Raw genomic sequence first — 24,611 nt, 5'->3', positions numbered from 1 at the left:
CCGCTCCGCTGTCCGCCTACGTATCCCCAAACCCCACACCCCCCACTTCTACCCGGGCCCCCCCCCCCCGGCCCCCCCCCCCCCGCTCCGGAAGGACTCGCGATGCCATCTTTGATCGACCGCTACGACCCCCTAGACCCCGAGGTCCTGCGCAATCCGTACCCGGTTCTCGCTGAACTGCGCCTGTCTGAGCCGGTGTTCTGGCACGAGGGCATGGGCTCGTGGACGCTGACCCGGTACGCGGACTGTGTGCGCGTGCTGCGCGATCACGCAACGTTCGCCCGCGATGCCCGGCGCACCGGCGGCACGGTGCCCGAACCGTCGTTGAGCGTGCAGACGCTCGACCCCCCGCAGCAGAGCCAGATCCGGTCCCTGTTCATGACCGCGCTGCGGGCCCAGGACCTGACCGGGCTCGAAGAACGCGCCTGTCACTTGGCGCGCGAACGGCTCGGTGAGCTGGCCGGTGCCGGCGCGTTCGATGTCATGGCCGAGATCGCGGTACCGCTGTCCGTGGCGGTCGTGTCCGACCTGCTCGGTGTCGAGGCTCCGCCGTACGAGGAGTTCGCCGCCGTGTCGGACGCGATCATGCGGAGCATGGACGGCGGCCTCAATCCGACGCTCGTCGAGCCGGGCCGCGTCGCCCGCCAGCAGCTGAGCGACCTGGTCGACTACTGGTTCACGGCCTCGTCGCGGCCCGGGCTGCTGACCCAGGTGCGGCAGGCGGTGTCCCCCGACTCCGATGCGTTGGCCCGGTTGTACGTGAAGAACACGGCACGGGTGGTGTTCCAAGGCGGCTACAGCACGATGGCCGCGGCAGTCGGCAACGCCGTGCAGACCCTCCTCGGCCACCCTGGAGCCCTGGAGCAGATGCGGAACCCGGCGCTGTTGGCCACGGGCGTGGACGAACTGGTGCGCTTCGACGGACCGGTGCAGGGCACCACGCGCATAGCCGTGCGCTCCTGCCGCATCGGCGACGCCGTCATCGAGGCGGGCCAAAAGGTCATCCCCTTGTTCGCGGCGGCCAACCATGACCCGGCCGCCTTCTCGCGGGTGGACGAGCTGGTGCTGGACCGCTCCCCGAACCGCCACCTCGGCTACGGATGGGGGCCGCACTCCTGCATCGGGACGACGGTCGCCCAGGCGGGGCTGCGCGCCCTGGTCGCGGCCCTGAACGACCACCCCGCTCGCCTGACCGCTGCCGGCGACAGTGTGCGGCGGCGCACAGCGACTATGCGGGCCTTCGACACGCTGCCCGTCCTCCTCGGCTGAGGAACGCCATCCCACCTTCAGGAGCTGCTGTGCGCATCCTCATCGGCAACCACATCGATCCGTCCATCCGCGAGCGCCACGACATGCGGGCCTGGACCCAGCGTCTGCTCTGGTTCGCGCGCCCCGGAGACCTTCTCGTCCTGTGCTGCGAGCCGGACGCGGAATTCACCGACTACGCCCTGGCCCACACCGGCGCGAAGCGCGAGGAGCTGACCCTGCTGATCGCCCCTGCCGGAGCGTGGGGCGACCGGCTGCTCGACCCCTCTTCGCTGACCGAGCCCGCGTTCGTGGAGCAGCTGCGCGCCTCGCTCGGCCCGGGCGAAGCCGACGCAGTGAGCGAGGTGTTCGCGCTGTGGCCATCGGCCGCTGTGACACGGCTCGCCGATGCCCTGGGTGTGGCCGACCGTTTCCCGGGCGCGGCCTTCTTCGGACAGGGCGGCGGGGAGATCGGGAACAGCAAGGCGAACTTCCGGGCCCTGGCGGCAGCGGCCGACGTGCCGATCCTGCCGGGCCGCATCTGCCGCAGCCTCGCCGAAGCGACCGAAGCGACCGGAGCACTGCTGAAGGACTCGGCCTCCGGGGCCGTCATGGTCAAGCAGGCCCACAACGGGGCCGGCGTCGGCAACCAACTCCTCGTCAGTGAACAGGAAATGGCCGTTGACCACGTAGGCGCTCGGCACCTGCATCACCTGGCTCCGGGCCCCGACGGCATCGCCTCGTACTGGGCTGAGCGGTGGCCCTGGGCGAGCGGGGACGGCCGCTGGCCTGTCGTCATCGAGGAGTTCGCGCCCGGCGCAGACGCCGTGTACTCCGAGCACTATGCCTACGACGCCGGTACTCGGGCCACCGAGACGGGCCGCCTGCTGTACGTCGGGCGGCGCCTGAGCCACCAGGTCGTGCCGTTGGACGGCGTCGCCGACCCGGTGCGTGCGGCACTGGTCGACGGCGGCACCCGGCTGGCCGAGGCGTACCGGGCGTTCGGCTACCGCGGGCACCTGAGCGCGGACGCCCTAGTCCTACCCGACCAGACAGTGGTGTTCACGGAGGTTAATGCCCAGGTCTCCGGGTCCTTGCACATCTACCAGTCGATCGCCCAAGGCATCGTCGACATCACCGCCGAACCGGCCCGGCAGGTGGTGGAGTACCACGTCCCGCCCACGTGGGCGGTGCCGTCCTTCGCCGCGTTCCTGGCAGCGCTCGATGAGCTGGCTCTGGCCTACGACCCGGCCACCCGGACCGGGGTGATCGTGTCGATGCCCGCCATCCCCCTCGCACCCGGGGAGCCGGTGCAGTTCGTGTTCTGCCTCGCCTACGACCCCGCCGAGGGCCACGCGAGCGCGTTCGCCCTGCTCGACGCGCGGTTCGCGACCGTGCCAGCCGGCACCTACGACGCCAGCCAGCACATCGGCACCGGCACCGTGTCCTTCTCCTCCTGATCTGGAGCCTCCCTGTGTCCACCACCACGCACACCGGGCCGATGCCCGAAGCTGCCCGACTCCGCCCTGCCTTCGACCCCGGCCGGTTGGCCGCCGAGCTAGCGGCCGTCACCGCCCACACCTGGAACGTGCAGCGCACCCACACCCACGACGGGCAGGTCGGCCAGGCTGCCACGATCGACTGGCGGGTCCTGGCGCTGCGCAGCCTCGGCGGCGACCCGGAGCGCACCGACCCGGGCGGCCCCGGACCTCAGACGTTCCAGGCGACGCGCTGGCTCGACCAGCTGCCGTACCTCGCGGAAGTTCTGGACACCATCCCCGCACCGCTGAACGCGGTGCGGCTGATGGCGCTCGGCCCCGGCGCCGTATCGGAGGCGCACTGCGACCCCAAGTACCGCCTCGACCGCGGCATCGTGCGCCTACACATCCCCGTCGTCACCGACCCGGCCGCCATCCTCGTGCTGGACGGTGTCGAGCACTGTTGGCAGCCGGGCACCTGCTGGTTCGGTGATTTCTCCCGGGAGCACCTGGTGCGCAACACCAGCCCGACGGTGACCCGGGTCCATGTTGTGGTCGACGCCCTGCTCACCGCCGACCTCGCGGCCTGGTTCCCGGTTTCCTGGCAGAATCTGATGGCCTATGGCGAGGTCCTCATCAACCGCAAGGCCCCGTCGTCCGCTCCGGTCTGGCCTGCTGGGCTGCCGTACGAGGCACTGCTGCCGGCCGGGTTCGCGGACTTCGACACCTCCACCCCGTTGGACGGCTCCCTCATCCCCGCCCGCATTGACCGCGGCGCCGACGGTGTGCTCGCACTGACGATCGCGGGACGTGCCTTCGCCCTCGTCCCGGTCGACGACCCTGAGTTCCGGTTCTCCGGCTGGAGTGAGCAGCGCACCCTCGAGCCGGACCGCGACGGTACTGGCCTGACGCTGCGGGCTCGCCACGGCCGCGCGCTCGCTGAGCGGCACGTGGCCGCAGCCTCGCGTACTTCCTGATCCGCTCCGCTGCCCGAGAGGAAGGCCCATGTCCCGCCTGAACAGTTATGACGACTTCACCCCGCTCAAGGAGGTCATCGTCGGGTCTGCCGCCAACTACGTTGGACACGACCGCGACGTGAGCTTCGAGCTGTTCCACCACGAGAACCTGACGGGCTTCCGGTCGGACTGGGCCTATCCCCGCCTGACCCGGGCGGCAGCCGGCCACCGAGAGAGCTGGACCATCAAGGCGCGGTACGCCGAGGAACTGCACGAGGACGTCGAAGCCCTGGCCGCGACGCTCGCTGGCCTCGGCGTGACCGTGCACCGGCCGCTGACCCTGCCCGCGGACGCGGCCCCGATCGCGGGCCTGGGATGGGAAGCTGCCCCGACCCCGGCGCTGAATATCCGCGACAACACGCTGATCCTCGGGAGCGAGATCATCGAGACGCCGCCGGCGATCCGCTCCCGCTACCTGGAGACCCGCCTGCTCGCCCCGGTCTTCACCCGCTACTGGGAGGACGGTGCACGGTGGACGACGATGCCCCGCCCCACCCTCACCGACCTGTCGTTCGACCTGTCGTACGCCCGGGACACCGCGACCACCCTGGGCGGGCCGACCGAGGCGATCGATGCCCCGCAGCCCAGCCCGTACGACGTTGGCATAGAGATGATGCTGGACGGCGCCCAGGTGCTGCGCCTGGGCCGCGACCTGGTCGTCAACGTCGCGCAGGAGAATCACGCCCGCGGCGCAGAGTGGCTGGAGCGGCACCTCGGCCACGAGTACCGGGTCCACCGGGTGTGGCGGATGGCGGACAACCACATCGACAGCATGGTGCTCGCCCTGAAGCCGGGGGTGTTCCTGGCCCGGCACGACGGCATCCGGGACCTGATGCCCGAGCCGCTGCGCTCGTGGCGCTACATCGTGCCCCCGGAGCCGGACCCGGGCGCGTTCCCGGTTTACGACGACTACGAGGACCTGGTCCTCACCAGCCCGTACATCGACCTCAACGTGTTCTCGGTCGACGAGCGCACGGTGCTGGTCAACGAGGAGTGCAACGGACTGGCCAAGCTCTTGGAGGCCGAAGGATTCGACGTGGTGTCCGTACGGCACCGGCACCGGCGACTGTTCGGCGGGGGGTTCCACTGCTTCACCCTAGACACCCACCGCACCGGCGGCTTCGAAAACTACCTGTCGTGACCCTCCCGGGAGTGCTGCTCCTGGACGCGGCCGGCCCCGAGGCGGGCACCCTCGCCGCCACTGCGGCAGCCCGTGGGCACCAGGTCTATGCTGCGACCACCGAAGCGGCGTACGCCGGCTGGGGGCCGGAGCTGAAGGCCCTGCTGTCCGGGCACCTCGTCACCAACTTTGCCCGGCCCGACAGGGCCCTCGACGAGATCGCTGTGTACGCCCGCCGTCGGGGTGTCGCGGCGGTGCTGACCGTCAACGAGTACCTGACAGAACTCGCCGCCTACCTGTGCGCCGAACTGGGCTTGCCAGGCAACGATCCGGCCCAGGCACGGGCCGCCCGTGACAAGGCCAGGATGGCCGAGACCTTCGCGAGGGCTGGGGTGCATAGCCCGCCCGCGGCCCTCGTCGGCGATCAAGCCGACCTGCGGGTGTTTTTGGAGGGCCCGCGAGTCGGCTTCCCCTACGTGGTCAAACCGCTGGCCGGGGCGGGCTCCGCGGGTGTCACGGTGGCGAATGATCCGGGGGAACTCGCCGAAGCTGTCGATGACGCCCGCGCGACATCGGACACCGGCAGGGACAGCGCGGCGCCCGTTTTGGTCCAGGCGTACGCCGCAGGATCGGAGTTCAGCGTCGAGTCCCTTACCCAGAATGGTACGCCGACACATCTCGCCGTCACGCGCAAGCACGTAACCAGTGGGGCGAAGAGGGTCGAGACCGGGCACAGCCTGCCCGTCACTCTCCCCGCGGCCGTCGAGGCAGCTGTGTACAGCGCGGCGGAGGCGGCTATCCGGGCGGTTGGGATCCGGCACGGAGCCTCGCACACCGAGGTCATCGTCGGTGAGGACGGGACGTGCCCGGTCATTGAGATCGGTGCGCGCCTCGGCTCCGGGCATATCGGAATCCTGCTCCAACACGCCCTGGGGCTCGACGTGTGGACCGCACTGCTCGATGTCGCTTTGGGCTGCCCTGTGGCGATCAACCGCTCTGAGCGCGGCCATGCCACCGTGCGCTTCGTGACGAGTCCGCGCTCCGGGCGGCTGACGTCGTTGCGTGGTTTCCCCGAGACCGGACCGGGCGTGCCATTCGTTCGTCGGCGAGCGGTGATCGGCGACCTTGTCCAGCAGCCGCGTGCCAACAGCCACCGTCTGGGATCGTTCGTGGTCACCGGCTCGGATGCCAGCGAGGTTGAGGAGCGAGCCGATGCGCTTTCGCGGCGAATCCAGGTCGACGTCGATTCCGACCCGGGAATCACCGCAGTCAGCTGAGGCCGTCAAGCACCTTGGCCACCGCGTCGAAGCTCTCCCTGACCGCGTCGGTTTTGCCCAGCCGGTGGCGCTCCAGTCTGAGCGCGCCCAGGTGGCGGGCCTCGTAGACGAGCGCGCGCCACTGCGCTGCGGGCGTATCGTCCAGCGCGCCGTAGGGCTCGAAGAAGGCTTGGCGTTCGTCGCTTTTGGACCGCGCCATGCGGATAGTCCAGTCGGCGGCGGGGTCACCGAACCACGTGCGGTCGAAGTCCAGGACGCCCGTGATCGTCGGCTCGCTCGCCGAGGGATCGAGAAGAGCGTTGACAGTCCACAGGTCTCCGGTGAGCAGCCTTGGGTCGGTGACCTCGTCGAGGATGGTGTGGCTGTGACCGGCCAACGCGGCAACCTTGCGAATGTCCGAGGACTCCAGAGCGAGGCTCTCCAGGTCGGTGGCGATCTCTTCCAAGGACGTGATGACGGCCTCGCTCCAGGTGGCGTGTCCTGTGCTGCCGACAGGGCCGAAGCGAGGTCCGCGTACATCGTGCACGGAGCGTGTGATGGCGCCCATCTGACGGTAGAACGTGGGCCACGCCTCGCGTGGATACGCGCCCAGACGGTCGGGGGCGGGCACTCCGTCGAGGCATGACTGGATCATCCAGTCTCTGCGGACGATCTCGTGCGACCAGTCGGCCGCGATCACCCGAGGCATGAGCGGCGCGATCACTGCCAGCCACGGCACGGAGGCGTACTCGTTGCGCATCAGGTGCTGCTCGGAACGGAACTGACGGGTCGGCTCCGGCGCTACCCGCAGGATAACCGGCCTGTTGTGCCCGGCTAGTTCGATCTTGTAGGTGTTGTTGTACATCCCTAGGCCCAGTTCGACGGCCGAGAGGGGGCTGCTGCTGGGGCCGAAAGCCCGATGGCATACCGCGGTGAAGTCATCTGGGACGAGCGACTGCTGGAATGCTCCTGGGGCACGTCGGACTGGACGGAAGTCCATGCGACTCCTTGGCGTTCGTGGGCGTACACCATCCGCCGGTGGTGTCCGTTGATCGGCAACGCAAAACTTCGCCTTGACGTCTTCGTCCTGCCGTCGGCCGGGCCCCGGTTGATGCTAGCGGGGCGGGCGCAAGGGCCCGCAGCGAATCGCTGGGCGGCTCACGCCTGAGGGACGGGCACGCCGGTAAGTGACGCGGCATGGAGCCGGAGCGGAGTACCCAGTTCTGGATGGCCGCCGCGATCTACGACCTGCAGGAGTTGGCCTACGGCGACGAGTTCCCCGACCCGTCCCTCGGGCGAGTCCAGCACGCCGTGGAATTCCTGACGGATCCGGTGCGCAGTGCCAGGGCAGGTGAGGCTATAGGCGTGCAGCACGCCGACATCGAAGCCGACTGGCATCCGCCCCCACCCCTCCCAGTCGAGGAGTACCACCGGTGGTCCGGTCAGGTTCGCCCAGTGCAAGTCGCCATGTCCGGTCTGGGTGGCGGTGATCTGGACCGGCGGGATGCCGAGGAACCGAGTGAAGCTCTTATCCACCCACCCCTGCCGGACAGCGACCCGGGATGTCGGCGTCTTAGACGCGTCGGCGAGCGCTTGTTTGAGGTCTTGCCACCACGCGTTCGGAAGGTCCACCTCGCGCTTAAGGACGGGGCTACCAGTCTCCAGGGGGCGGGTGGGCACGTACTCGGTGAGTTCTGCCCGGTAGGCGTGCACACCGGCTGTCCAGTCCAGGACGTGGTGCAGGGCGGGGCGAGGGATGCTGCGCGGCAGCGCCTGCTGCGCCGTCGCTGTTCCCTCCCACAGATGCCCGCCCTCCTTCTCCAGGGGTGCGCACAGCAGACGGAGCCAGAACCGGTCGGCACGCCTGCCGAGCGTGCGCCCCTGCCACCCCCACACCAAGGAACCAGAGGCCGCGACCCTCAGTTCGCGGGCCGCCGCCGCGTGGGCACGCACCATCCGGTCGCGGTCCGTGCGCTGGGCCGGGGCGGTAAACACTGCAGCTGTCATTGCGAAATCCTCGTCAGCTCAGAGCTGGGATGCCTTGGCCGAAGCGAAGGGGGTGAAGTGGGCGGGGGAATGGTCGATGGGCAGGTCGCTTCGCCAGGCTGCAAGGATCTGAGCACTGCACACGAACAGTTCGTCCGGGAGCTGATCGAGCGGGTACCACGCCCAGTCGCCAACGTTCTCGTCCGGTTGTGTGGCCGGCTGCCCTTGCCAGGCGTGGACGAGCGCGCCGACGGTGACCCGGAGGACGCCGTCGACGTGGTCGACGAGCGTGCCGAGTAGCTGCACGTCGCTGACTCGGGCGACCAGACCGGTCTCCTCGGCGAGTTCGCGGACGACTGCGTCTTCGAAAGATTCCCCGGCTTCCACAGTGCCGCCGGGCAGTTCGAGGGTGCCGCGGTGGTGTCGGCCCAACAGGATGCCCTGCTCGCTGAGCAGGATCGCACCGACACCGACGGCCGCGTGAGCGGCGGGGGCTCGGGTGCTGCGAGGGCGACTGGAGACGCGTACTGGCCGGTCGAGGAAACGCCGGGCGCGGATGAGTTGCTGGACAACCCTGGCGCTCTCGTCGGGGTGTGGGAACAGATCGATGGCTTCGACACGGAAGCCGTACTCGGTGAGCAGGTCCTCCCACAGCTGCGGTGCCAGGACCCACATCTGCGTCGGCAGTGGCGGGTCGTCGCGCAGCAGGATCATCTGCTCGCGCGGCGCCGCCTCGGTGGATGGACCGCGGCCGTGCAGGTCGGTGTGGAGGAGCGAGAGGATCAGCGGAGCGCCGGGGCGCAGACCGTCGCGCAGTGCCGGCAGTGAGCGGTGCGGGTCGATGAACCCCAAGGTCCCGATTGCGTAAGCGGCGTCGAACGGCTCGGCTCCGGCCAGGTACTCGGCCATGTCTGCCTGGATGAACTCCACGCCGTCCACGTCCGCGTGCGTGCTCTCTGCGCGTTCGTGCTGGGTCGGGGACAGCTCAATGCCGGTGACGCGCGCTCCATGTGCCTGGGCGAGGTGGACGGCATGTTGGCCCGCCCCTGAGCCGATGTCCAGGACTTGGCGGCCTTCAACGCCGCCGAGGATTTCCACTCCGGGCCCGATCCCCTCCCAGGGCGTCCAGGAGAGCCGCTCGGGGACGGGCGGGGTGTAGGCGCGAGCGAGTTGCCGCTGGCCATAGATCTGCCAGGCCAGCGTGTTGGTGTCCTCGGCGGAAATGGGGTGCCTCCTGGTGGGCGGGGCGGGGGTCAGGGTGACTAATCAGGTAGGCGCGCGGCGCCATCAGAACTTGAGAGGTCGTGGACGGCCCACATGTCGTGTTCTGCGGGATCGAGCCGGATCTGGCCGAACTGCTCGGCGGTCAGCCGTCTTCCGTACGCGCTAAGGCAGTTCGATCGGTCCGTAGCGTGCGCGCCGATCCTTCCGCAGGAGCGCGTCGTACCGGTCTCCTGCCGAGAAGTGCCAGAACTCAGTTCCGTAGTTCGTAAAACCCGCGCCCTCCATGGCGTTGAGCAGCAGCGTGCGGTGGTGGCGCGCCTGGTTGTTGAGGTTCGGTGCATACGTGAAGCAGGCTCCTTCGCTCTCCTCTGGAGAGGCGTTGACGCGGGTGCCGAGGTCGAGTTCGTGGCCGTCTTGGTCAACGAGGGTCACGTCCACGGCCGCGCCCGCGGAGTGAGGCGCGATATCCGGGGGCGAGACGTACCTGCTGGCGGCCTGGTGAAGCTGTTCAGGTGTCCAGCCGGGGTGAGCGGCGGCCAGCTCGTTGTGGTAGTCGGTGAAGTAGCTCTGTTGCAGGGCCAGCGGCCGGTAGCCCTCGATGAACAGCAGGTCGGTGCCGGCGGGCAGGAGCGAGCGGGCGTGCTTCAACCGGGCGAGAACCCCTTCACGTACATGGGCGAACGCGCCCGGTGGGTCTTCCTTGCGGGGGTCGACGCGGAAGCCGTGGTCGCGCACGTCGACGAGCGGCTCTCCGCACTCGCGCACTGGGATTGCGGCGACCTGTGGATCGGACATCAACACCAGAGGGTTCATCGAGTCTCCCTGTGACGGCTTGTACTGCGGCGGTGGGGCGGCAGCCGGATCGGTCTCACGCACGATCCGGGCGACGGTGTCCTGCAGAGTGCTGTCGGCGGGGATCACGGTCTCCAGATCGCCGGGCAGCAGATCCAGCTCCCGGTACCAGGAAGTGAGGTGGTCGTCGGTGACCTGCTCCAGGTATGCGGCATCCGCCTTCGACGCGTGGCGGGCCAGGGTCATTCTCAGCGGCACGTCCAGGTAATAGCAGTTGGAGATGCCGCGGTGGTCCCGCACCAGCGACGTGATCATGCGGCTGTAGCGGTCGGCGTACAGAATTCCTTCGAGTACGACGTGGAATCCGGCGTCCAGGGCGTGGCGTGCGATGGTGCCCAGCAGGGCGATGTTGGCGCCGGCGGTTGTGTCGTGCTCGCGGAGGACGTTTCGGCGGATCACGTCCTGGCCCACGATCGCGACTCCGCGGCCGTAGCGATCTCGCAGCCCCTGGGCCACGCTCGACTTGCCGGACGCCGAGTTGCCGCGGATCACCACGAGGCGAGTGTCGGGACGTCCGACCGCTTTCACGGCGGGCATGGGGCGGGGTGCGCTGGCCGGTGTGTGGGTCATGCGGGCCAGCCCGTCTCGCTGTACAGCTCACCGTTCTGGATCTTCTCGATGGCCACCCGGGTGTAGGGGACGAGGTCGTGGGGGAGCTCGGCCGGATCCCAGAACTTCCACTGGGTGCACTTGTCCGGCTCGCGCAGTTCTGGCTCGCCGCGCCAGGTGCGGGCGCGGAAGAAGAGCCCCATGCGGGGCTGGTCCCCGGCGCGGTCGATGTGGTGCACGACGTGGACGAGGTCGACGTCCTGTCGCTCGATGTGCAGGCCGGCCTCCTCTTCGGCTTCCCTGATGAGGCAGGTAATGGCGTTCTCCTGCTCGCAGTGCCCGGCCAGGGCGTGCCAGGTAGAGGGTGCGAACACGGAAGTGCGGTGGCGCAGCCCGAGCAGCACCGTGCCGTCGGACCGCTCCAGGTAGAGGTGGACGCCGATGATGTTGGGGACAGTGCCGTGCGGTGAAGCCCGGCGTTCTTCCTCGGCTGCGGGTTGGCTCAGCGTTGCCGGAAGGGTGGCGGCGTGGCGCCGTACGAGGTCGCTGGTGGTGTCCGCGATGCGCAGGCGGTGCAGGTCTTCGGGTGCGAACCAGGCGAGCATCACCCCTTCGGTGAGGTGGAGTTCGCGCGGGTCGCCGTTCCAGCGGCCGGCGTAGATGGCGATGGGCACCGTCGTGCCGGCGTCGTTGGTGGCGTACTCGGTGCCGAACGGGGTGAGGTCGGCGAGGTCGAGGCCGGCTTCCTCGGTCAGTTCGCGCCGCACGGTGTGTTCCAGGGTGGCGTCTTGCGGTTCTCGGCCGCCGCCCAGCAGGGACCACATGCCCGGCTCCCAGATCTGGCCGGGGAAGTAGTCGCGCAGGTGGAGCAGGTACTGGCCTCGGTCGTTGTGGATCAGGGCCGAGGCGTTGGCAGTTTCCGGTTCGGCATGGAGCGGGAGCTTGAGCAGCTTTTCGCGCAGGGTCGGTGCGGTCACCCGGTCCAGGGGACGCCATTCGATGCCGCCGACCTCGTCCTCCTGCAACGCCACGGATACCTCGCCCTCGGCGTGCAGGCGGAAGAGGAACCGGAGGTCGAAGTGCTGGTGCCCGGGTTCGCCTTTGCCCGGGTGTGCGTCGATGTCATGGATGTCGATGTCCAGCGGAACGGTCTCGTAGCCGGGCCACGGCGTGACGGCCTGCGGCGGGATTCCGGTCTCCTCGTGCAGCTCCCGCAGCGCCGCCGCTACCAGGACGTCGTCGGTGGGCTCGGCGTGGCCGCCAGGGGCGAGTACCTTCCCGCTGGCCAGATGGAGCACGTGCAGGACGCGGCCGAGCTGGTCGACGACGATCGCCCCGCACGTGACGTGCCCGGTGAAGGTCGAGCGGCTGGCGATGTCCTCACCGGTCCGGTCGAGGGCGTCCAGCAGGACGCCGAGCTGCTCGCGCTCGTAGGGGTGGCGAGCGAGGTAGGCATCGACGGTGGTGCGGATGTGGTGGTGCGACAACGGCATGAGGGCTACCTCAGAGGGCTGGAGCGGGAGGAGGCGAGACTGGGCGGTTCCGGATCAGTTCAGCCGCATCCCCTCCGCAGGAATCTCCTCGATGGCAGATGGGGACGCCGAGGGGAGGCCCCACTGCTCACGAGCCGTGTCCGCTGCGAGCTGGGCCTGCCGGATACCGGGCGGGCCCCAGCCCAGCAGGGCGGCTGCCTGCGCGGGCGCCGCGAGCAGGCGGGCGAAGGAGCGTCCGGTGGCGGGGTCAACAGCTGCGGGGCCGATGGCGGTGACTCGGGCGGCCAGGCGGAGGCGGGCGTTGGGTCCTACACCGCCGTAGACCTCGCCGGTCTCATCCAGCACCCAGCCCAGTCGTACCGCATCGGTCAGGGTGAGCTGGGCTTCCTCGGCGGCTTCGCGGCGCAGGGCCTGCTCGGGCGTCGCGTCGGGGCTCTCCACCGTGCCGCCGGGCAGCATCGGCAGCGCGCCCCGCAGGCCGGGATCGGCCACCAGGACGACGCGACCGTCGGGGACGAAGCACCACGACCATGCTTGCCGCACGGGGAGCCGGTCGGGGACCGGGTCGCGGTGCAGAGGGCTGTCCCACAACGGGCGGAAGCGGACGTGGACATTGTGTCGGTCCAGGGCCGGGACGTCGAGGATGTGGTGGCCATCGGCGAGGTGGGCGGTGGCGGTGTGCCCGAGCCGGGCACGGTAGGCGGCGAGCATGATCTGCGCATCCACCGGCCGCAGCCGCCGCATCGCGTCCCGGGTCTCCAGGAAGGCGTACTCGGACAGCTCCTCGGCCGGCAGGCAGATCGCTTGCACCTGGTCGGGGGTGAGGGTGCCGGCGTCGAAGACGAACCGGACTTCGCCGGGGCAGGGTGAGCTGGGCCCAAGGTCGGGGTGGTGTGAGGAGAAGGAGTGGACGGCGAGCACGGCCGACAGGGGCAGGTCGAGGCCGAGTTCTTCGGTGATCTCGCGCCGGCAGGTGACGTGGGGGTGTTCGCCCGCCTCGACGACGCCGCCGGGTAGCAGCCACGTGTCGTCCGTGCGGTAGGTGGGGTGCACGAGTAGGACGCGGCCGACCTGGTCGGTGATGATCGCGGCGGCGCCGAGCCACGCCGCGTGCCGGGACGCGGCGTACTGCGCTGCCGGTAGGACTGCGCGTGGTGCGACCGGATCTTGATGGGGAGAGGGCACGTTCTCTGCCTTCCGAGACGGTGGCCGGGCGGGTGTGCAGGGGAGCGATCAGGAAGAGTCACCGCTCATTCGACGCTGCAGATCCCATAGAGACCGGAACAGCCCAGGCTGTTGAGTGAGTTGGGCGTAGGTGCCCTCTTGAACGATCCGGCCTTCGTCCAACACCACGATGCGGTCGGCGACGGCCACGTTCGTGAGCCGGTGGGTGATCAGCAGGACGGCTCGGTCCTTCGCGAGTTCGCGCAGGCCGGCGAAGATCCGGTGCTCGGCGCGGGCGTCGAGAGCGGCGGTGGGCTCGTCCATCACCAGCAGTGACGCCTGCCGGTGGAACGCCCGGGTGAGAACAAGGCGCTGCCACTGTCCTCCTGAGAGCTGCTGCCCGCCGAACCACTCGCTGGTCAACAAGGTGTCGAGACCTGAGCGAAGGCCGGGAAGCATCTCTGCGGCACCCGATGCCTCGCACGCGGCGAGCAGGGCCGCGTCGCTGGTGTCGCCCTGCCCGAAGGTGATGTTGTCGCGCATCGTCAGCGGCAGGTACGTGAACTTCTGCGGCACCAGCGCTACGTGCTCCCACGACTTCCAGGGGTCCAGGTCCGTGGTGGATGCGTGATCCCAGGCCACGTCGCCTGCGGTGGGCAGCAGCAGTCCGCACAGCAGGCGGGAGAGGGTCGTCTTGCCGGAGCCGTTCTCCCCGACCAGCGCCACGATCTCCCCGCGCCGCACATGCAGGGACACGTCGCGCAGGCTGTCCTTTGGGGCACCGTCGTAGCGGTAGGTCACGTCACGAACTTCGAAGCGCTCGGGGGCCGCGGTCACGGGTGCGGTACCGCGGGAGTCGGCCATGGCCTGGCCGTGGGCGTTGTCGAGGAACCGCTGCCAGTCCTGGACGTACCAGCCGGTGCGGACCAGGCGGGCACCACCGCTGATGATGCCGCGCACCGAGCCGGTGGCGGTCTGCAGGGCGAAGACGGCGCCGCCGCCGGCCGCCACGCTCATGCGTCCGGAGGCCAGGAGCCACAGCAGTGCCGCCCATACCGCGGCCGAGGCGACCCCGCCGGCCATGGCGCCGGCCAGTCCCATCCAGGCGCCGGTGTTCGCGGCGTTGCGCTCGGCGGCGTTGACCGAGGCGGCCAGCCGTCGGTATCGGCCGATGAGGAAGGGGCCGGCGAGGCAGGCGCGCATCTCCTCGCTGGACTCCTGGTAGGCCATGTGCCAGCGCAGTTTGCCGAGCATCCGGCGCCGTCCGGAGGTCTCCAGACCGGCGAGGTAGATCACGCGGGCGGATCGCACGTACGCGGCGGCCTGTGGCAGGCAGGCGAGGAAGAGGAGGGGGAGAAGCAGGGGGTGCAGGACGGTCAGGACGGTGGCGCCGGCGGCGAGGGTGGCGGTCGCCGCGAGGACGTCCTGCGCTTCTTCGACGAGGTCGGGGGTTACCTGCGCGCCGCGATCGGCGATGTCGTAGGCGTCGTTGTAGCCGGGCTGGTTGTTGGCGGCCAGCTCCGCGCCGAGCGCGGCCTCGATCATCGTTACTTCCGCGGCCCGGCCCAGGACCGGACGCAGTCGGCCGGTCAGCCAGACCACGGTGATGCCCAGCAGCGCGCGAAGGCCCGCGGCGGCGGCGATGACGGCCAGTTGCGGGGCGGCGTCCCACAGCCGTTCGGTGATGTCGCCCGAGGCGATCAGGGCATTGATCGTGCCGGTGACGGCCAGGAGGCCCAGGGCGGCGAGGACGCCGGTTGCGATCTGGCACGCCAGGAGCCCGATGGTCGCGCTGCGGTCCACGCGCCAGGCCATGTTCAGCGAGCGCCGCACGAGCGCGGGCAGGCGTCGGGCCATGGTGCGGGAGGTCAGCAGGGAGCCGGCCTGGAGTCTTGATTCGTCGCGGTAGAGGTATTCCTCTTCTCGAACACCGAGGTCCTGCGGTGCGGCGTCCGGCGTGGTTCCCTTCTCCGGTTGCGGCGGCTGGTCCTGCGTAATGGCCGAGGTCATCGTTCCCCCTAGGACGGTCGCTGCGGCTGAGTCGTGAGGTCTAACGACGCGGACGCGATATCGAACACACGGCATTCGGTCGTGCTGGGAGACGCGGTATCTCCTGCAACTGCGGCCTTCGCCGATGCCCGATCCCTGGTCTGGCTTGGGGCGGCTGCGGGCAGAGGTTGGCCGAATCGCCGTCAACGCCAAACCGCGGCCTGCGGGTGGCGGCCTCGCCGGGCTTTCACCCCGGCCTGGGGGCCGGTTGGGACCGCAGCAGCGCTTCCAGCTGTGTCTCCGCCTGCGCGACTGCGCCCGTCAGGGCCTCGCCGTGGTGAATGGACAGGGCGCCGGATGCCAGTCCGGCTGCGGTGACCACCGTGTTCAGTTCGTCTGTCGCCTTGTCGCCCAAGGCGGTGAGGGCAACGGGGTGGCGAAGTACCTCCCGGGCGGCGTAGGCGTCGAGGCGGGCAGCTTCGGCGAGTGCCGAGGCGAGTGCGCTGGTGCGCGGCCCGCCGGCGTCGAGGTCCAGGGCTGCCAGGCCCGTGCGGGTCCGGAACACTGTGTACGGAGCGGGCTCAGGGTCGGCCAGGAACGAGGCGACCGCCCGCTGAGCTTGGTCGACGTCGGAAGCCGGTGCCGCGCCGGGGCGGCAGTGGGCACGCAGGAGGTCGGCGACGACGCTCTCCCAAGTCTCGGTGGGCTGGGTGGTGTCGATCAGGTCGCGGGCCTGATGGTCCAGGTCCTGCTCCATCAGGGCCATGATCTTGATCTGGCGGCCGTCGAGGAGACGGTTGCCGATGCCGCGGTGCCGGGCCATCGCATCGGCGGCCTCGGTCCAGCGCCCGTTGCAGGCGAGGGCGCGGGCACCGTCCACGAGCACGGAGACGTACAGCTCCTGGCACACCGTGCGGTGGTCCTCGTCCGCATCGGTCAGGGCCGAGAGGTCGACGGTGCGGCCGTCGATGTCGGCCTTGGCCCGGTGACGGGCCGCGTCGTTGAGGCTCTGCAACAGGCTGTAGGCGCGCTCGCCTTCGCCTGCGCGGGTCTGCAGGCGGGAGAGGTTGACCAGCGGCATCAGCGACATGATGGCGATCTGTCCGCTGAGGTGCCCGGCGTCGGCGAAGACCTGGTGCTGACGCCAGCACAGAGCCTCCGCCTCGTCGGGCAAGCCGACGTCGGAGGCGATGAGCGCGGCGTAGTTGAGGACCCCGCAGGCGCGGGCCACCAGATCGTGGTGGCTCGCACCCGCGGGTGCGACGGTCAGCCCGGTGAGGTGTTTGATGCGCTCCTCCAACGGGAGCGCAGGTGCCTTGGTGCGGCGGACCAGGGGAATGCGGCTGGCTATCGCGGGGATCATCGGCTAGCCCTTGCGCGCCCAGTCGATGGCGAGTCGGCTGTAGGGCTTGTCGACGACGAAGCGCGCGTCGTCGACCGGCAGACGGTCACGCAGGTCGGCGACGGCCATCCGGAAACCCGGTTCGGGGGCGTTGTTGCCGCCGCTGGCGTCCCAGGCGCGGATCTCGGTGACGACGTGCTCGGCGAGGTCGCCACCGCCCTTGCCGTGGCCGATCACGCCGGCTTCCCAGTACTGGCCCTGGTTGTCTTTGCCCTCGCGGATGGTCAGGTACGCGAGCGATCCGCCGTCGAGGGCGGCCATGGAGCCCCACCCGAAGTGCGGTGTGAATCCGCGGCGTTGGCCCGGCATGCGGGACAGGCCGTTGGGCATGGCGCAGGCCAGGTACAGGTACAGCCACTCCCAGGCCGAGCCCTTGCGGAACTTGACCCCGGTGTAGAGCCTGGTCTGCCGCTCGTCGAGGACGGTGCGCAGGGCGTCGCGGTCGACATCCTGCTCGCTGAACGTCTCCAGGCGGACGTTGCCGTCGCCGGCCATGGGGACGAGGGTGTACACGTCGTCGCAGACGCCCTTGCGCAGTGGGACGAAGGTGGCCATCTCGCAGGAGACGGTCTTCCACGTCTGCCCGTCGCGTTCGAAGGCGAAGCTGCGGGAGATGCTGCCGCGGATGCGCATCGGCAGGACCAGGCGCCCGTCGGGGGCGAGCTGGTCGAGGATCCCCAGCGGGACGTCGCCGGCGCCGACGGTGAAGATGATCCGGTCGTAGGGGGCGTGCTCGGGCAGGCCGGCCGCGCCGTCGGCCATCACCGCGGTGGCGTTGTCGACTCCGGCTGCGGCGAGGTTCTTGTTCGCGCCGTCGACGAGGTCCTTGTCCACGTCGAGGGTCCACACCTGCCCGCCGGGGGTGACCATCTGGCCGAGGAGGGCGGCGTTGTATCCGGTGGCGGCCCCGGCTTCCAGGACCTTGTGGCCGGGCTGGGCGCCGAGCTGTTCGAGCTGGGTGGCCACGACGGACGGCGCGGAGATGCAGGAGATCATCTCCCCGTGCTCGTCATGCTTGATCGCGACCGCGTCCTCCTTGTAGGCCCTGTCCAGGTCGATGCCGGGCAGGAAGGTGTCCCGGTCGGTGGCGCGGAAGGCGGCGATGGCTGTTTGGCTGTGCAGGTGGCCGCTGTCGACGAGGCGCTCGGCGAGGGCTTCGCGTCGCTGGGGGGCGTCGTTCACGGGTGTCACGGTGGTCTCCATTCGGGGGAGGCTAGGGTCCGCCGAGGCGGACTTGCTGGTGGACACGTCGTCTTCTCCGGTGGAGAAGGCGACGTGACGGCCGAGCCACGCGGTGGCGGCCTGCGCGGCGACGGGAACGCCCGCGCGGTTGAACGCGAAGATCGCGTGGTGAGCGAGGACGCTCCGGATCCCGCGTATCAACCGGCCGTCGGCGGTGAGCCGGCGCAGTTGGCGGCCGGCGTCTTCGAACGCGGCGACGCGCTCGACCCAGCCCGCTTCCGCAGTGGGACGCAGAGCGGCGTCCGCGTTCATCAGCCGCCGCATTGCCGAGACGGCCTTCTCCAGGGCGGGCCCCTGGGGCGGCGTGGCGGGAGGCCGTAGGGCAGCCCACTGGGCGTACACGTCTCCGGCTTCGAACGGGTCCAGTTCGGCCGCGCGGATCATGGCGGACAGCAGCATCACGCTGCGTTCACGGGCGCCGGGAACGCCGGTCGCGGCGAGCGCGGCCGGGCTGTCGGCGCAGAACAGATCGTGCGCGACCTGCATGCCCTCGGGGCCGCCGAAGGCGTAGGTCTCCGGCTCGTAGATGCCGCCCGTCCAGCCGGTGATCGCCCGGCCCGTGACGAGCTGGTCCAGCAGATCGGAGGCGGGCTGTTCGGTGCGCAGGCGCACCCCGGCGTCCTTGCGCAGGAAGTGGAACCGGCGTCCGGCCAGTGCAGCGGCCAGGGCGCGCGCCGCGTCGTGGTGCGGTGCGGGGAAGGCCACGGAGGCGTGCCACCAGGAGGTGTCCGCGGAGAGGGGCAGGTTCTCGTCGTCGAAGGTCATGAGCAGGAAAGCTCCTTGCGGGTCGGCGGGCGGGGTCAGGTGAGCAGGAGGGCGCGGGTCCATCCGGAGGGATCGGCGGAGCGGAGGGCGAGTTGGGCTCCGGCGCGTCCTTCCAGGAAGCCTGGTTTGGGCAGGTGCTCCCAGGTGGCGGCCAGCCGTCGGTGAAGGTCTTGGACGACGGGGGTGAAGCGTGCGGGATCGGGGCTGTCGGCGGCGACCACGCGGGTGAGCACGAGGAGCCCGGCCCATCCGTGGCAGAGCGTGGAGTCGGTGATCCGGGCGAGCTGTAGCGGGTCGGTCAGGACGGACGCGAGGGTGTTCTCGGCTGTCTGGCGACGGTTGGGGTCGTCCAGAGCGAGCCCGGCGAGCTGTTGCGCTCGGGCGATGCCGGTCTGGCCGTAGCACCAGGACTGGCGGGCGGGTTCCGCTTCGGGTGGCTGGTCGGCGTCGAGGTGGGCTGTAGTGGACCAGTAGTGGTCGCCGTGGCGGTCGAGCCAGGTCGCGAACGTGCTGATGGCCTGCTCCTGGCCGGGGACGCTGGCGCCCTCGAGCTGGGCGAGAGAGAGCACGGCCAGGGGCCCCGCGATGCCGTGCGCCATGCCGTTGTTGCCGTGGCCGCCGGCCATCGCCTCGCCGTCCGGGCCGACCGCGGACCACCACCCCGGCAGCGTCCGTCCGCCACCGCGGATGCGGTGAGCGAGCGCGACAAGATGCGAGAGGACGTCGGGCAACCGGGGCGCGGCGGGGCGGGACAGCAGCAGCGCGGCGAGTCCGGTCAAGCCGCGGATCAGGTCCCATTCGGCGAGGCCGGGGAGCGCGCCGGCGGCTTGACGGCGTTGAGCGGCGGCGAGCCGGGCGTCCACGACGCGGTCGACGGCCGCGCGGACGTCGTCGCCGGCCCCGTGGGCGCGGGCCAGGACGAACTCCAGGGCAGGTGCGCCGTGGAAGAGGGAGGCGTTGCTGCCGGTGCTCACCCCGTGGGCGGTGGCCTGGGAGAGGTGACGGCGGGCGGTGGAGAGGTCATGGCGTTCGATGTTGAGCAGGGCCATCCCGAGGGCGCCCTCGGACAGGTCCTGCGTGCGGGGAACGGTCGTCGTGGTCATGAGCGCCTGGCCAGGGGCACGACGATGCTGTGGGCCCGGCCGTCGATCCACCCGTCGGCGTCCGGCGGGGGCGCCTCGTGCAGGGTGGCGACGCCAGTGGGGCTGGCATCCAGGTGCGCGCGCAGCAGGTCCAGGTCGACGTCGCGAGCGAGGTCGAGAGGAAGCTGTTGGTCGTCCTGTGCCAGGAGCACTCGTTCGGGAACCCGGAACTGGGCCCGAAGGGCGTGGAGTTGTTCCGCCCACTGGCGCAGGGGCACGGTGCGCAAAGGCAGGGAGCAGCTGCGGATCTTCCACCGGGCGGAGGTGAGGAGGGTGCGCCGGTAGGTGAGGGCTGGGGTGAAGGGAAGAGCCCAGGCGGCCCCCCAGTCGAACCACGTCACCTGAGGGGACGCCGCCCGGCTGATCTGGCCGAGGAAACGGGCCATGGGCGGGGTGTAGTTGTTCCACAGGAAGTTGATGGCGGTGGGCGCCAGCAGTTCCAGCAGCTTGCCCGTCGCGGATTCCACCAGCTGAGGGCGGCCGTCGGCAACCCGGACGGACAGGTCACGGGGGAAGAGGACGTGCGGGGCGGGGTGTCGGAATTCGCCCACGCTGACGACGCGGGGCAGGGCTTGCGGTGCGCGGGTGAGCAGGTCGCCCTGTACCCGGCCGGCGTGGAAGGAGAGCTGGGCGAGTTCCGCTTTCGGGTCGATGGTGGGCAGGTGTGCGTACGCCGACTCCGTGCCCGGGAACAGGTGCCAGAACCGGCCGGTCATCGTGCCGGCAGAGCGGGAGACGGTCTGCACGCCGAGCCGGAAGTCCCCGCGGTTCAAGGCTGCAACAGACGAGGCGTGGACCTGTGCGGCGACTTCGAGGTGGGGTGCCAGATCGTGCGGCGTGGTGCTGGCCGCAGTTTCCAGTTCCTCGATCATGGCCTCGGTCACCGCGATGGTGCGGCTGCCTTCGGCGGCTGCGGTGCCGGCCAGGTCGAGGAGGAGACGGTCGCGCCGGGACATCGGCCGGGGCGGTTCGCTCGCCGTGAGGAACCCGGCCGGGAAGCCCACGCCCCTGTCGGGGTCCGTCGCCATCTCCACCGGCACCATGGTGTTCTCGCCATAGCGCCCAGCGAATTGCTCGATCCAGCGCTGCCATGCCGGTGTCCCAGAGGGGTGGGTGGCCAGGCGGGCCAGGACGGTCGCCGCAGTCTCCGCCTCCGTCAGTACGGTCCTGGGCAGCCGCACGTCGGCGTCCAGTCGCAGATCGCACGCGCTCCGCAGGGCAGCTGCCCGAACGCGCACGGCGGGGGGTAGGACGTCGGCGGGGTCGGCGACGGTGGCCGACGCGCGCAGGGATGAGCGCAGCAATCGCACCCGCAGCAGCTCACCGAGCAGCCGGTCGCGCGCGGCGCCGCTCACGGTGGGGAACTCCGCGGCGAGCTTGTCGGACAACTGGCTATACGCGATGGGTGACCGGGCCAGATCGAGGACGAGACGCAGTGCAGGGTTGAGGCCGATGCGGAACTCGGCGTCGCCCTCGGAGGGCACGTGGATGTGCTGGTCCTGCTGTCGGATCAGGTTGTTGACGCAGACCTCCACGTTGGCCATGTGCGCCGTATCGCTCTCCCAGTCGCTGAGCATCGCATCGAGACCGGTTGGCTCCGGGCGCGCGACGACCTGGTGGTCATCGCCGAAGCGGACGGACGCGGCCGGTGCGAAGTCGAGGGGGGCGACGCCTGCGAGGAGGCCGTAGGGGACGGAGCGGCGGGCACTGCGGATCGCGTAGCGGGCGGTGGCCAGCGCAGCCCGGCGAATTCGCCGCACCTTCGGTGTACGGCCGTCGATGATGGCTTGCACCTGGTCCGCCAGATCGGGGCTCGCCTGCGACACGGCATGGCGGAAGTCGGTATCGGACCAAACAGCACCCAGCCACGCGCGCCATTCGTCCACAGGGGCCGTACTCATCGGCCAAGGCGGCATGGCCGGCTCGCTCAGGTGTACCGTGGCGCGCAGCATGGCCGGCCCTGCGGCCTCGTACAGGCTTCGCCGTTGCCGTGTCATCAGCGCTTCCTCATCTCATGGGCGTGACGGGCGGGGGCGGGCCGGACGGGGAGACCCCGTCCGGCCCGCACTGCCGGGGTGAGCCGGCTTACGAGGACGAGGTGGTGCAGGCGCTGGGGCAGGAGCTGCCGCAGTTGTCGCCGGTGCCACACATCAGGGCCGTCTCGGTCGCAGGCGTGCCCTCGATGAAGATGATGTCGAGGTTGAACGGGTCGTCCTCGTCGGCCTTCACGAGGTCCGCCGACACGGGTGCGGTCGGCCTCTCGGTCTGGATGGCGGTCATGTCTGCCTCCTAGGAGTGGTGAGTGGTGCGAGATGCCCGGGACCGGTCGGACCCCGGGGTCTGTCGCCGGACAGCGGCGGGCGGCGAAGTCGCTCGACGGTTACGCGTCCGGAGTCGGTGGGGTGCTGTCAGGCCGCGGCGGCCTGCGCCTGCGGGTGCTTCTTGGCGGCCTGGTCCAGCGCTCGGGTGAAGCGCTCAGCCCGCTCGTCGCCCTCGGCCTCCTCGGCGCGGAGGGCACCGAAGCGCTTCCAGTAGCGCCGGCAGACGTCGCTGCTCATCACCATCGCCGCGTAGAACGCCAGTTGCCCATCGCGCACGAAGCCGAGGCGGTCGCGGAGGCTGAGCGAGCAGATGAGCTGGTTGGCCTTGAGCAGCTGCACGTACTCGTCAACTTCCATGTGCTCGGGTGTCCAAAGCTTGGCGAGGTCGGGGTTGGTGGACGTCTGCTCCAGCCAGTCGAGCTGGTTACGGGCGACGACCGCCTCGTTGCGCTCGGCCTGGTGCCGCGCTTCCTGCCGGAGCCGGGCCGCTCCGACCACGGCGGTGGTGAGGGAGACGGCAGCGCCGACGGTGAGCACGGCGGTGGTGAGCTTCATCGGTACGCGAGCCTTTCGTAGGGCGGAGCTGCGGCCGGATGGCCGACTGCTGGTGAAGTCGGGCGTTGGCTCATTCATGCGACCCCCGCGAGGACGACGGTCGGGGCTTCGTCGGCGAAGTCGACGGACGTGTACCGTCGGCGCACCGCTTCCAGCGCGACAGCGAGCGGCGGCAGACCGACGGTGACCCGGCGGGCGTCGACGAACTCCGGTGCGCGCAGCGGGCACAGCTCGACGCTGTTGGCGCTCAGAAGGTGCTGGGTGCCGTACTCCTGGTCGTGTCCGTGGTTGACGAGGGCTCGGTCGTGAAGGTGTGCCCAATGCTGGACCGGCGCGTCGTCGGCCTGGACCGCGCGTTCCAGCAGGGTGGCGGCGGCGCGTTGGAAGGCGGGGTCGTCGTCACTGTGCAGGGCGATCGTCCACGCGGCGCGGGCAGCGACGGGGCCGACGAGCCGGTGGCCGGGCCAGTCGTGCTCGGCGAGGATCCGGCGCAGCACGGCGGTGTTGGCGTGCTCGGTGTGCCGGCCCCGCCCGAGTTGGACGGCGTCGAGCTGGTCTAGTACACGCTTGTTCCGGTGAGCGGCAGATTCCGCGGCACGGGCCGTCAGCTCGCGGGCGAGGTCGGGCCGCTGAGGTTCGTGAGTTGTCACGCGGTGCTCCGATCTCTCTGGGCGGGCTGAGGAACCTGGACCCGGCAGTTGATCAGCGCACCGAGCCCGGAGCGGTGCTCGGCTTTCAGTTCGAGGCGGGCGACCTCACCTGCCTGTCCGCACCCGGGGCCGTACAGGTCCCAGCCCATGTCGATGAGACGGTTGAGGAGCTGGGCGACCGGTGCGGGATCGCGCAGTTGACGGGTGGGCGCTTCCGCTCGTACATGAGGCAGATCGTGGCGGGCTGCGAAGTCGGAAGCCCACAAGGTGATCAGGCGGGTGACGTCGTCCGGGTGGCCGGGCAGCGTGTAGAGGCTCCGGAGGAAAAGGCACGGCCCCTGACCCCACGCGAGATCCGGAGACTGTTCGGGTATCAGGCAGGCCAGCATCCTCCCGTCCTCGAACAACCCGGCGGAGCGGGTCTGCGCCGTACGGAACTGCGCGGGGATGTCGGCGCCAGCAGGGGCGGGCAGGCTGTGCAGCACGAGCCAGTTCTGGCGGTCCTGGACGAGAGCCGCGGCTTCATCGCGCTCGGCTGCGGTCTCCAGCGTGCGCATCGTGTAGATGGCGGACGCTCGCGCCGGCGTGAACGGCACGGGGAGGGAGCGGTCCTCGCTGGCCGTGTGAATTCCGGGCCGGGTCACTGGCGTGCTCCACTTCGTGTGGCGTGGGCGCCTCCTGAGACCGGCAGCAACTGCCAGCTGTATGCCAGCACGACCAACTCGGTGCTGTCCTGTGCGCCGACGCCGTCGAGAAGCTTGTCGAGGGCCGCGGACAGGTCGGCCGGGGCGAGCTGGGCGGCCAGGGCGATGTCGCGGGGCAGGGGGTGCTCGGCCACGGCTGTGAGCAGACGCATCTGCCCGGGGCCCAGCTCCGGTGCGGGCTGCGTCGCCGTTGGGGCGGTTGCCAGTCCGGTTTTGAGTAGACGGTGGGCGACCATGGCGAGCGGCGATCGCTGCGGGCAGTGCAGTTTCCAGCGCAGGGTGCCCAGCGTCTTCTTGACTGTGCCCAGCTTGAGCCCGGTGACGGAGGCGATCTCCTGGGCGGTCAGCCCGTCCACCAGGAGTTGGGCGATGCGTTGTTCGGACGGGGTGAGGGACAGAGGCGGGGCGGCGGCGGTCATGGCAGGTTCCTCGTCGAGGTTCGGGTCAGTCGGTCGTCG

21 protein-coding genes are annotated in these 24,611 nt (G+C 70.2%); 5 read left to right on the top strand and 16 right to left on the bottom strand.

Annotated elements, in window-relative coordinates:
* Positions 1 to 102 precede the first annotated feature (102 nt).
* From ABT004_RS19955 to ABT004_RS19935, 5 genes are read left to right on the top strand one after another with little or no spacing between them, the layout of a single operon-like run.
* Positions 103 to 1,269 carry a cytochrome P450 gene (locus ABT004_RS19955; protein WP_351338468.1) on the top strand — a complete coding sequence of 389 codons (1,167 nt, stop codon included), beginning with the start codon at positions 103 to 105 and terminating at the stop codon, positions 1,267 to 1,269.
* 29 nt (positions 1,270 to 1,298) lie between these two features.
* Positions 1,299 to 2,705 carry a preATP grasp domain-containing protein gene (locus ABT004_RS19950; protein WP_351338466.1) on the top strand — a complete coding sequence of 469 codons (1,407 nt, stop codon included), beginning with the start codon at positions 1,299 to 1,301 and terminating at the stop codon, positions 2,703 to 2,705.
* 14 nt (positions 2,706 to 2,719) lie between these two features.
* Positions 2,720 to 3,700, top strand: coding sequence for an aspartyl/asparaginyl beta-hydroxylase domain-containing protein (locus ABT004_RS19945; protein ID WP_351338464.1), 981 nt, complete (start codon positions 2,720 to 2,722; stop codon positions 3,698 to 3,700).
* Between the two features lie 28 nt (positions 3,701 to 3,728).
* Entirely contained in the window at positions 3,729 to 4,880 is a 1,152-nt protein-coding gene (locus tag ABT004_RS19940; protein ID WP_351338461.1) for a glycine amidinotransferase, read from the top strand.
* An 11-nt stretch (positions 4,881 to 4,891) separates the two neighbouring features.
* Entirely contained in the window at positions 4,892 to 6,136 is a 1,245-nt protein-coding gene (locus tag ABT004_RS19935) for an ATP-grasp domain-containing protein (protein WP_351338458.1), read from the top strand.
* Here the strand turns inward: ABT004_RS19935 and ABT004_RS19930 are convergent.
* The 16 genes from ABT004_RS19930 to ABT004_RS19855 all read right to left on the bottom strand — a co-directional run bounded on the left by ABT004_RS19930 (position 6,129) and on the right by ABT004_RS19855 (position 24,572).
* A complete protein-coding gene (locus tag ABT004_RS19930; protein ID WP_351338456.1) occupies positions 6,129 to 7,115 on the bottom strand; it encodes a phosphotransferase family protein in 987 nt (328 codons plus the stop codon). The genes ABT004_RS19935 and ABT004_RS19930 overlap by 8 nt on opposite strands.
* 158 nt (positions 7,116 to 7,273) lie before the next feature.
* Positions 7,274 to 8,122, bottom strand: a complete 849-nt coding sequence (locus ABT004_RS19925) for a hypothetical protein (RefSeq protein WP_351338454.1) — start codon at positions 8,120 to 8,122, stop codon at positions 7,274 to 7,276.
* Positions 8,123 to 8,140: 18 nt separating this feature from the next.
* Positions 8,141 to 9,325 (bottom strand): bifunctional class I SAM-dependent methyltransferase/NUDIX hydrolase, encoded by a 1,185-nt coding sequence (locus tag ABT004_RS19920; RefSeq protein ID WP_502966961.1) that lies wholly within the window; start codon positions 9,323 to 9,325, stop codon positions 8,141 to 8,143.
* Positions 9,326 to 9,487: 162 nt separating this feature from the next.
* Positions 9,488 to 10,747 carry a M15 family metallopeptidase gene (locus ABT004_RS19915; protein ID WP_351338448.1) on the bottom strand — a complete coding sequence of 420 codons (1,260 nt, stop codon included), beginning with the start codon at positions 10,745 to 10,747 and terminating at the stop codon, positions 9,488 to 9,490.
* On the bottom strand, positions 10,744 to 12,219 hold the full coding sequence (locus ABT004_RS19910) for an NUDIX domain-containing protein (protein WP_351338445.1): 1,476 nt from the start codon (positions 12,217 to 12,219) through the stop codon (positions 10,744 to 10,746). The genes ABT004_RS19915 and ABT004_RS19910 overlap by 4 nt, the downstream gene beginning before the upstream one ends.
* A 54-nt stretch (positions 12,220 to 12,273) precedes the next feature.
* Positions 12,274 to 13,404 (bottom strand): NUDIX hydrolase, encoded by a 1,131-nt coding sequence (locus ABT004_RS19905; RefSeq protein ID WP_351338442.1) that lies wholly within the window; start codon positions 13,402 to 13,404, stop codon positions 12,274 to 12,276.
* 48 nt (positions 13,405 to 13,452) lie between these two features.
* Positions 13,453 to 15,393 carry an ATP-binding cassette domain-containing protein gene (locus tag ABT004_RS19900; RefSeq protein ID WP_351338439.1) on the bottom strand — a complete coding sequence of 647 codons (1,941 nt, stop codon included), beginning with the start codon at positions 15,391 to 15,393 and terminating at the stop codon, positions 13,453 to 13,455.
* A 226-nt stretch (positions 15,394 to 15,619) separates the two neighbouring features.
* On the bottom strand, positions 15,620 to 16,735 hold the full coding sequence (locus tag ABT004_RS19895; protein ID WP_351338437.1) for a hypothetical protein: 1,116 nt from the start codon (positions 16,733 to 16,735) through the stop codon (positions 15,620 to 15,622).
* 3 nt (positions 16,736 to 16,738) lie between these two features.
* Positions 16,739 to 18,781, bottom strand: a complete 2,043-nt coding sequence (fxlM, locus tag ABT004_RS19890) for a methyltransferase, FxLD system (RefSeq protein ID WP_351338434.1) — start codon at positions 18,779 to 18,781, stop codon at positions 16,739 to 16,741.
* Between the two features lie 35 nt (positions 18,782 to 18,816).
* A complete protein-coding gene (locus ABT004_RS19885; RefSeq protein ID WP_351338431.1) occupies positions 18,817 to 19,884 on the bottom strand; it encodes a lanthionine synthetase C family protein in 1,068 nt (355 codons plus the stop codon).
* Complete coding sequence (locus tag ABT004_RS19880) at positions 19,881 to 21,824, bottom strand: lantibiotic dehydratase family protein (RefSeq protein WP_351338428.1); 1,944 nt, start codon at positions 21,822 to 21,824, stop codon at positions 19,881 to 19,883. The genes ABT004_RS19885 and ABT004_RS19880 overlap by 4 nt, the downstream gene beginning before the upstream one ends.
* 184 nt (positions 21,825 to 22,008) lie before the next feature.
* Positions 22,009 to 22,203 carry an FxLD family lanthipeptide gene (locus tag ABT004_RS19875; protein ID WP_351338425.1) on the bottom strand — a complete coding sequence of 65 codons (195 nt, stop codon included), beginning with the start codon at positions 22,201 to 22,203 and terminating at the stop codon, positions 22,009 to 22,011.
* 128 nt (positions 22,204 to 22,331) lie between these two features.
* Entirely contained in the window at positions 22,332 to 22,799 is a 468-nt protein-coding gene (locus ABT004_RS19870; protein ID WP_351338423.1) for a DUF6082 family protein, read from the bottom strand.
* 74 nt (positions 22,800 to 22,873) lie between these two features.
* Complete coding sequence (locus ABT004_RS19865; RefSeq protein ID WP_351338420.1) at positions 22,874 to 23,449, bottom strand: DUF6624 domain-containing protein; 576 nt, start codon at positions 23,447 to 23,449, stop codon at positions 22,874 to 22,876.
* Positions 23,446 to 24,093: a hypothetical protein gene (locus ABT004_RS19860; protein ID WP_351338417.1), complete on the bottom strand. Its 648-nt coding sequence runs from the start codon at positions 24,091 to 24,093 to the stop codon at positions 23,446 to 23,448. Before ABT004_RS19860 ends, ABT004_RS19865 begins: the two co-directional genes overlap by 4 nt.
* Entirely contained in the window at positions 24,090 to 24,572 is a 483-nt protein-coding gene (locus ABT004_RS19855; protein WP_351338414.1) for a LuxR C-terminal-related transcriptional regulator, read from the bottom strand. The genes ABT004_RS19860 and ABT004_RS19855 overlap by 4 nt, the downstream gene beginning before the upstream one ends.
* Positions 24,573 to 24,611: the final 39 nt, after the last annotated feature.

The organism is Streptomyces sp. NPDC002790, from assembly GCF_040295505.1.
Classification (GTDB): domain Bacteria; phylum Actinomycetota; class Actinomycetes; order Streptomycetales; family Streptomycetaceae; genus Streptomyces.
Note: the sequence above shows the minus strand (reverse complement) of the source record. Positions and strands in the feature narration are given on the sequence as shown.

Bases quoted from the DNA above. Each gene is read 5' to 3' on its own strand.
- ABT004_RS19955 (WP_351338468.1), top strand. From the start codon at position 103: ATGCCATCTTTGATCGACCGCTACGACCCCCTAGACCCCGAGGTCCTG.
- ABT004_RS19940 (WP_351338461.1), top strand. From the start codon at position 3,729: ATGTCCCGCCTGAACAGTTATGACGACTTCACCCCGCTCAAGGAGGTC.
- ABT004_RS19930 (WP_351338456.1), bottom strand. From the start codon at position 7,115: ATGGACTTCCGTCCAGTCCGACGTGCCCCAGGAGCATTCCAGCAGTCG.
- ABT004_RS19925 (WP_351338454.1), bottom strand. From the start codon at position 8,122: ATGACAGCTGCAGTGTTTACCGCCCCGGCCCAGCGCACGGACCGCGAC.
- ABT004_RS19915 (WP_351338448.1), bottom strand. From the start codon at position 10,747: ATGACCCACACACCGGCCAGCGCACCCCGCCCCATGCCCGCCGTGAAA.
- ABT004_RS19910 (WP_351338445.1), bottom strand. From the start codon at position 12,219: ATGCCGTTGTCGCACCACCACATCCGCACCACCGTCGATGCCTACCTC.
- ABT004_RS19900 (WP_351338439.1), bottom strand. From the start codon at position 15,393: ATGACCTCGGCCATTACGCAGGACCAGCCGCCGCAACCGGAGAAGGGA.
- ABT004_RS19895 (WP_351338437.1), bottom strand. From the start codon at position 16,735: ATGATCCCCGCGATAGCCAGCCGCATTCCCCTGGTCCGCCGCACCAAG.
- fxlM (WP_351338434.1), bottom strand. From the start codon at position 18,781: ATGACCTTCGACGACGAGAACCTGCCCCTCTCCGCGGACACCTCCTGG.
- ABT004_RS19885 (WP_351338431.1), bottom strand. From the start codon at position 19,884: ATGACCACGACGACCGTTCCCCGCACGCAGGACCTGTCCGAGGGCGCC.
- ABT004_RS19880 (WP_351338428.1), bottom strand. From the start codon at position 21,824: ATGAGTACGGCCCCTGTGGACGAATGGCGCGCGTGGCTGGGTGCTGTT.
- ABT004_RS19875 (WP_351338425.1), bottom strand. From the start codon at position 22,203: ATGACCGCCATCCAGACCGAGAGGCCGACCGCACCCGTGTCGGCGGAC.
- ABT004_RS19870 (WP_351338423.1), bottom strand. From the start codon at position 22,799: ATGAAGCTCACCACCGCCGTGCTCACCGTCGGCGCTGCCGTCTCCCTC.
- ABT004_RS19855 (WP_351338414.1), bottom strand. From the start codon at position 24,572: ATGACCGCCGCCGCCCCGCCTCTGTCCCTCACCCCGTCCGAACAACGC.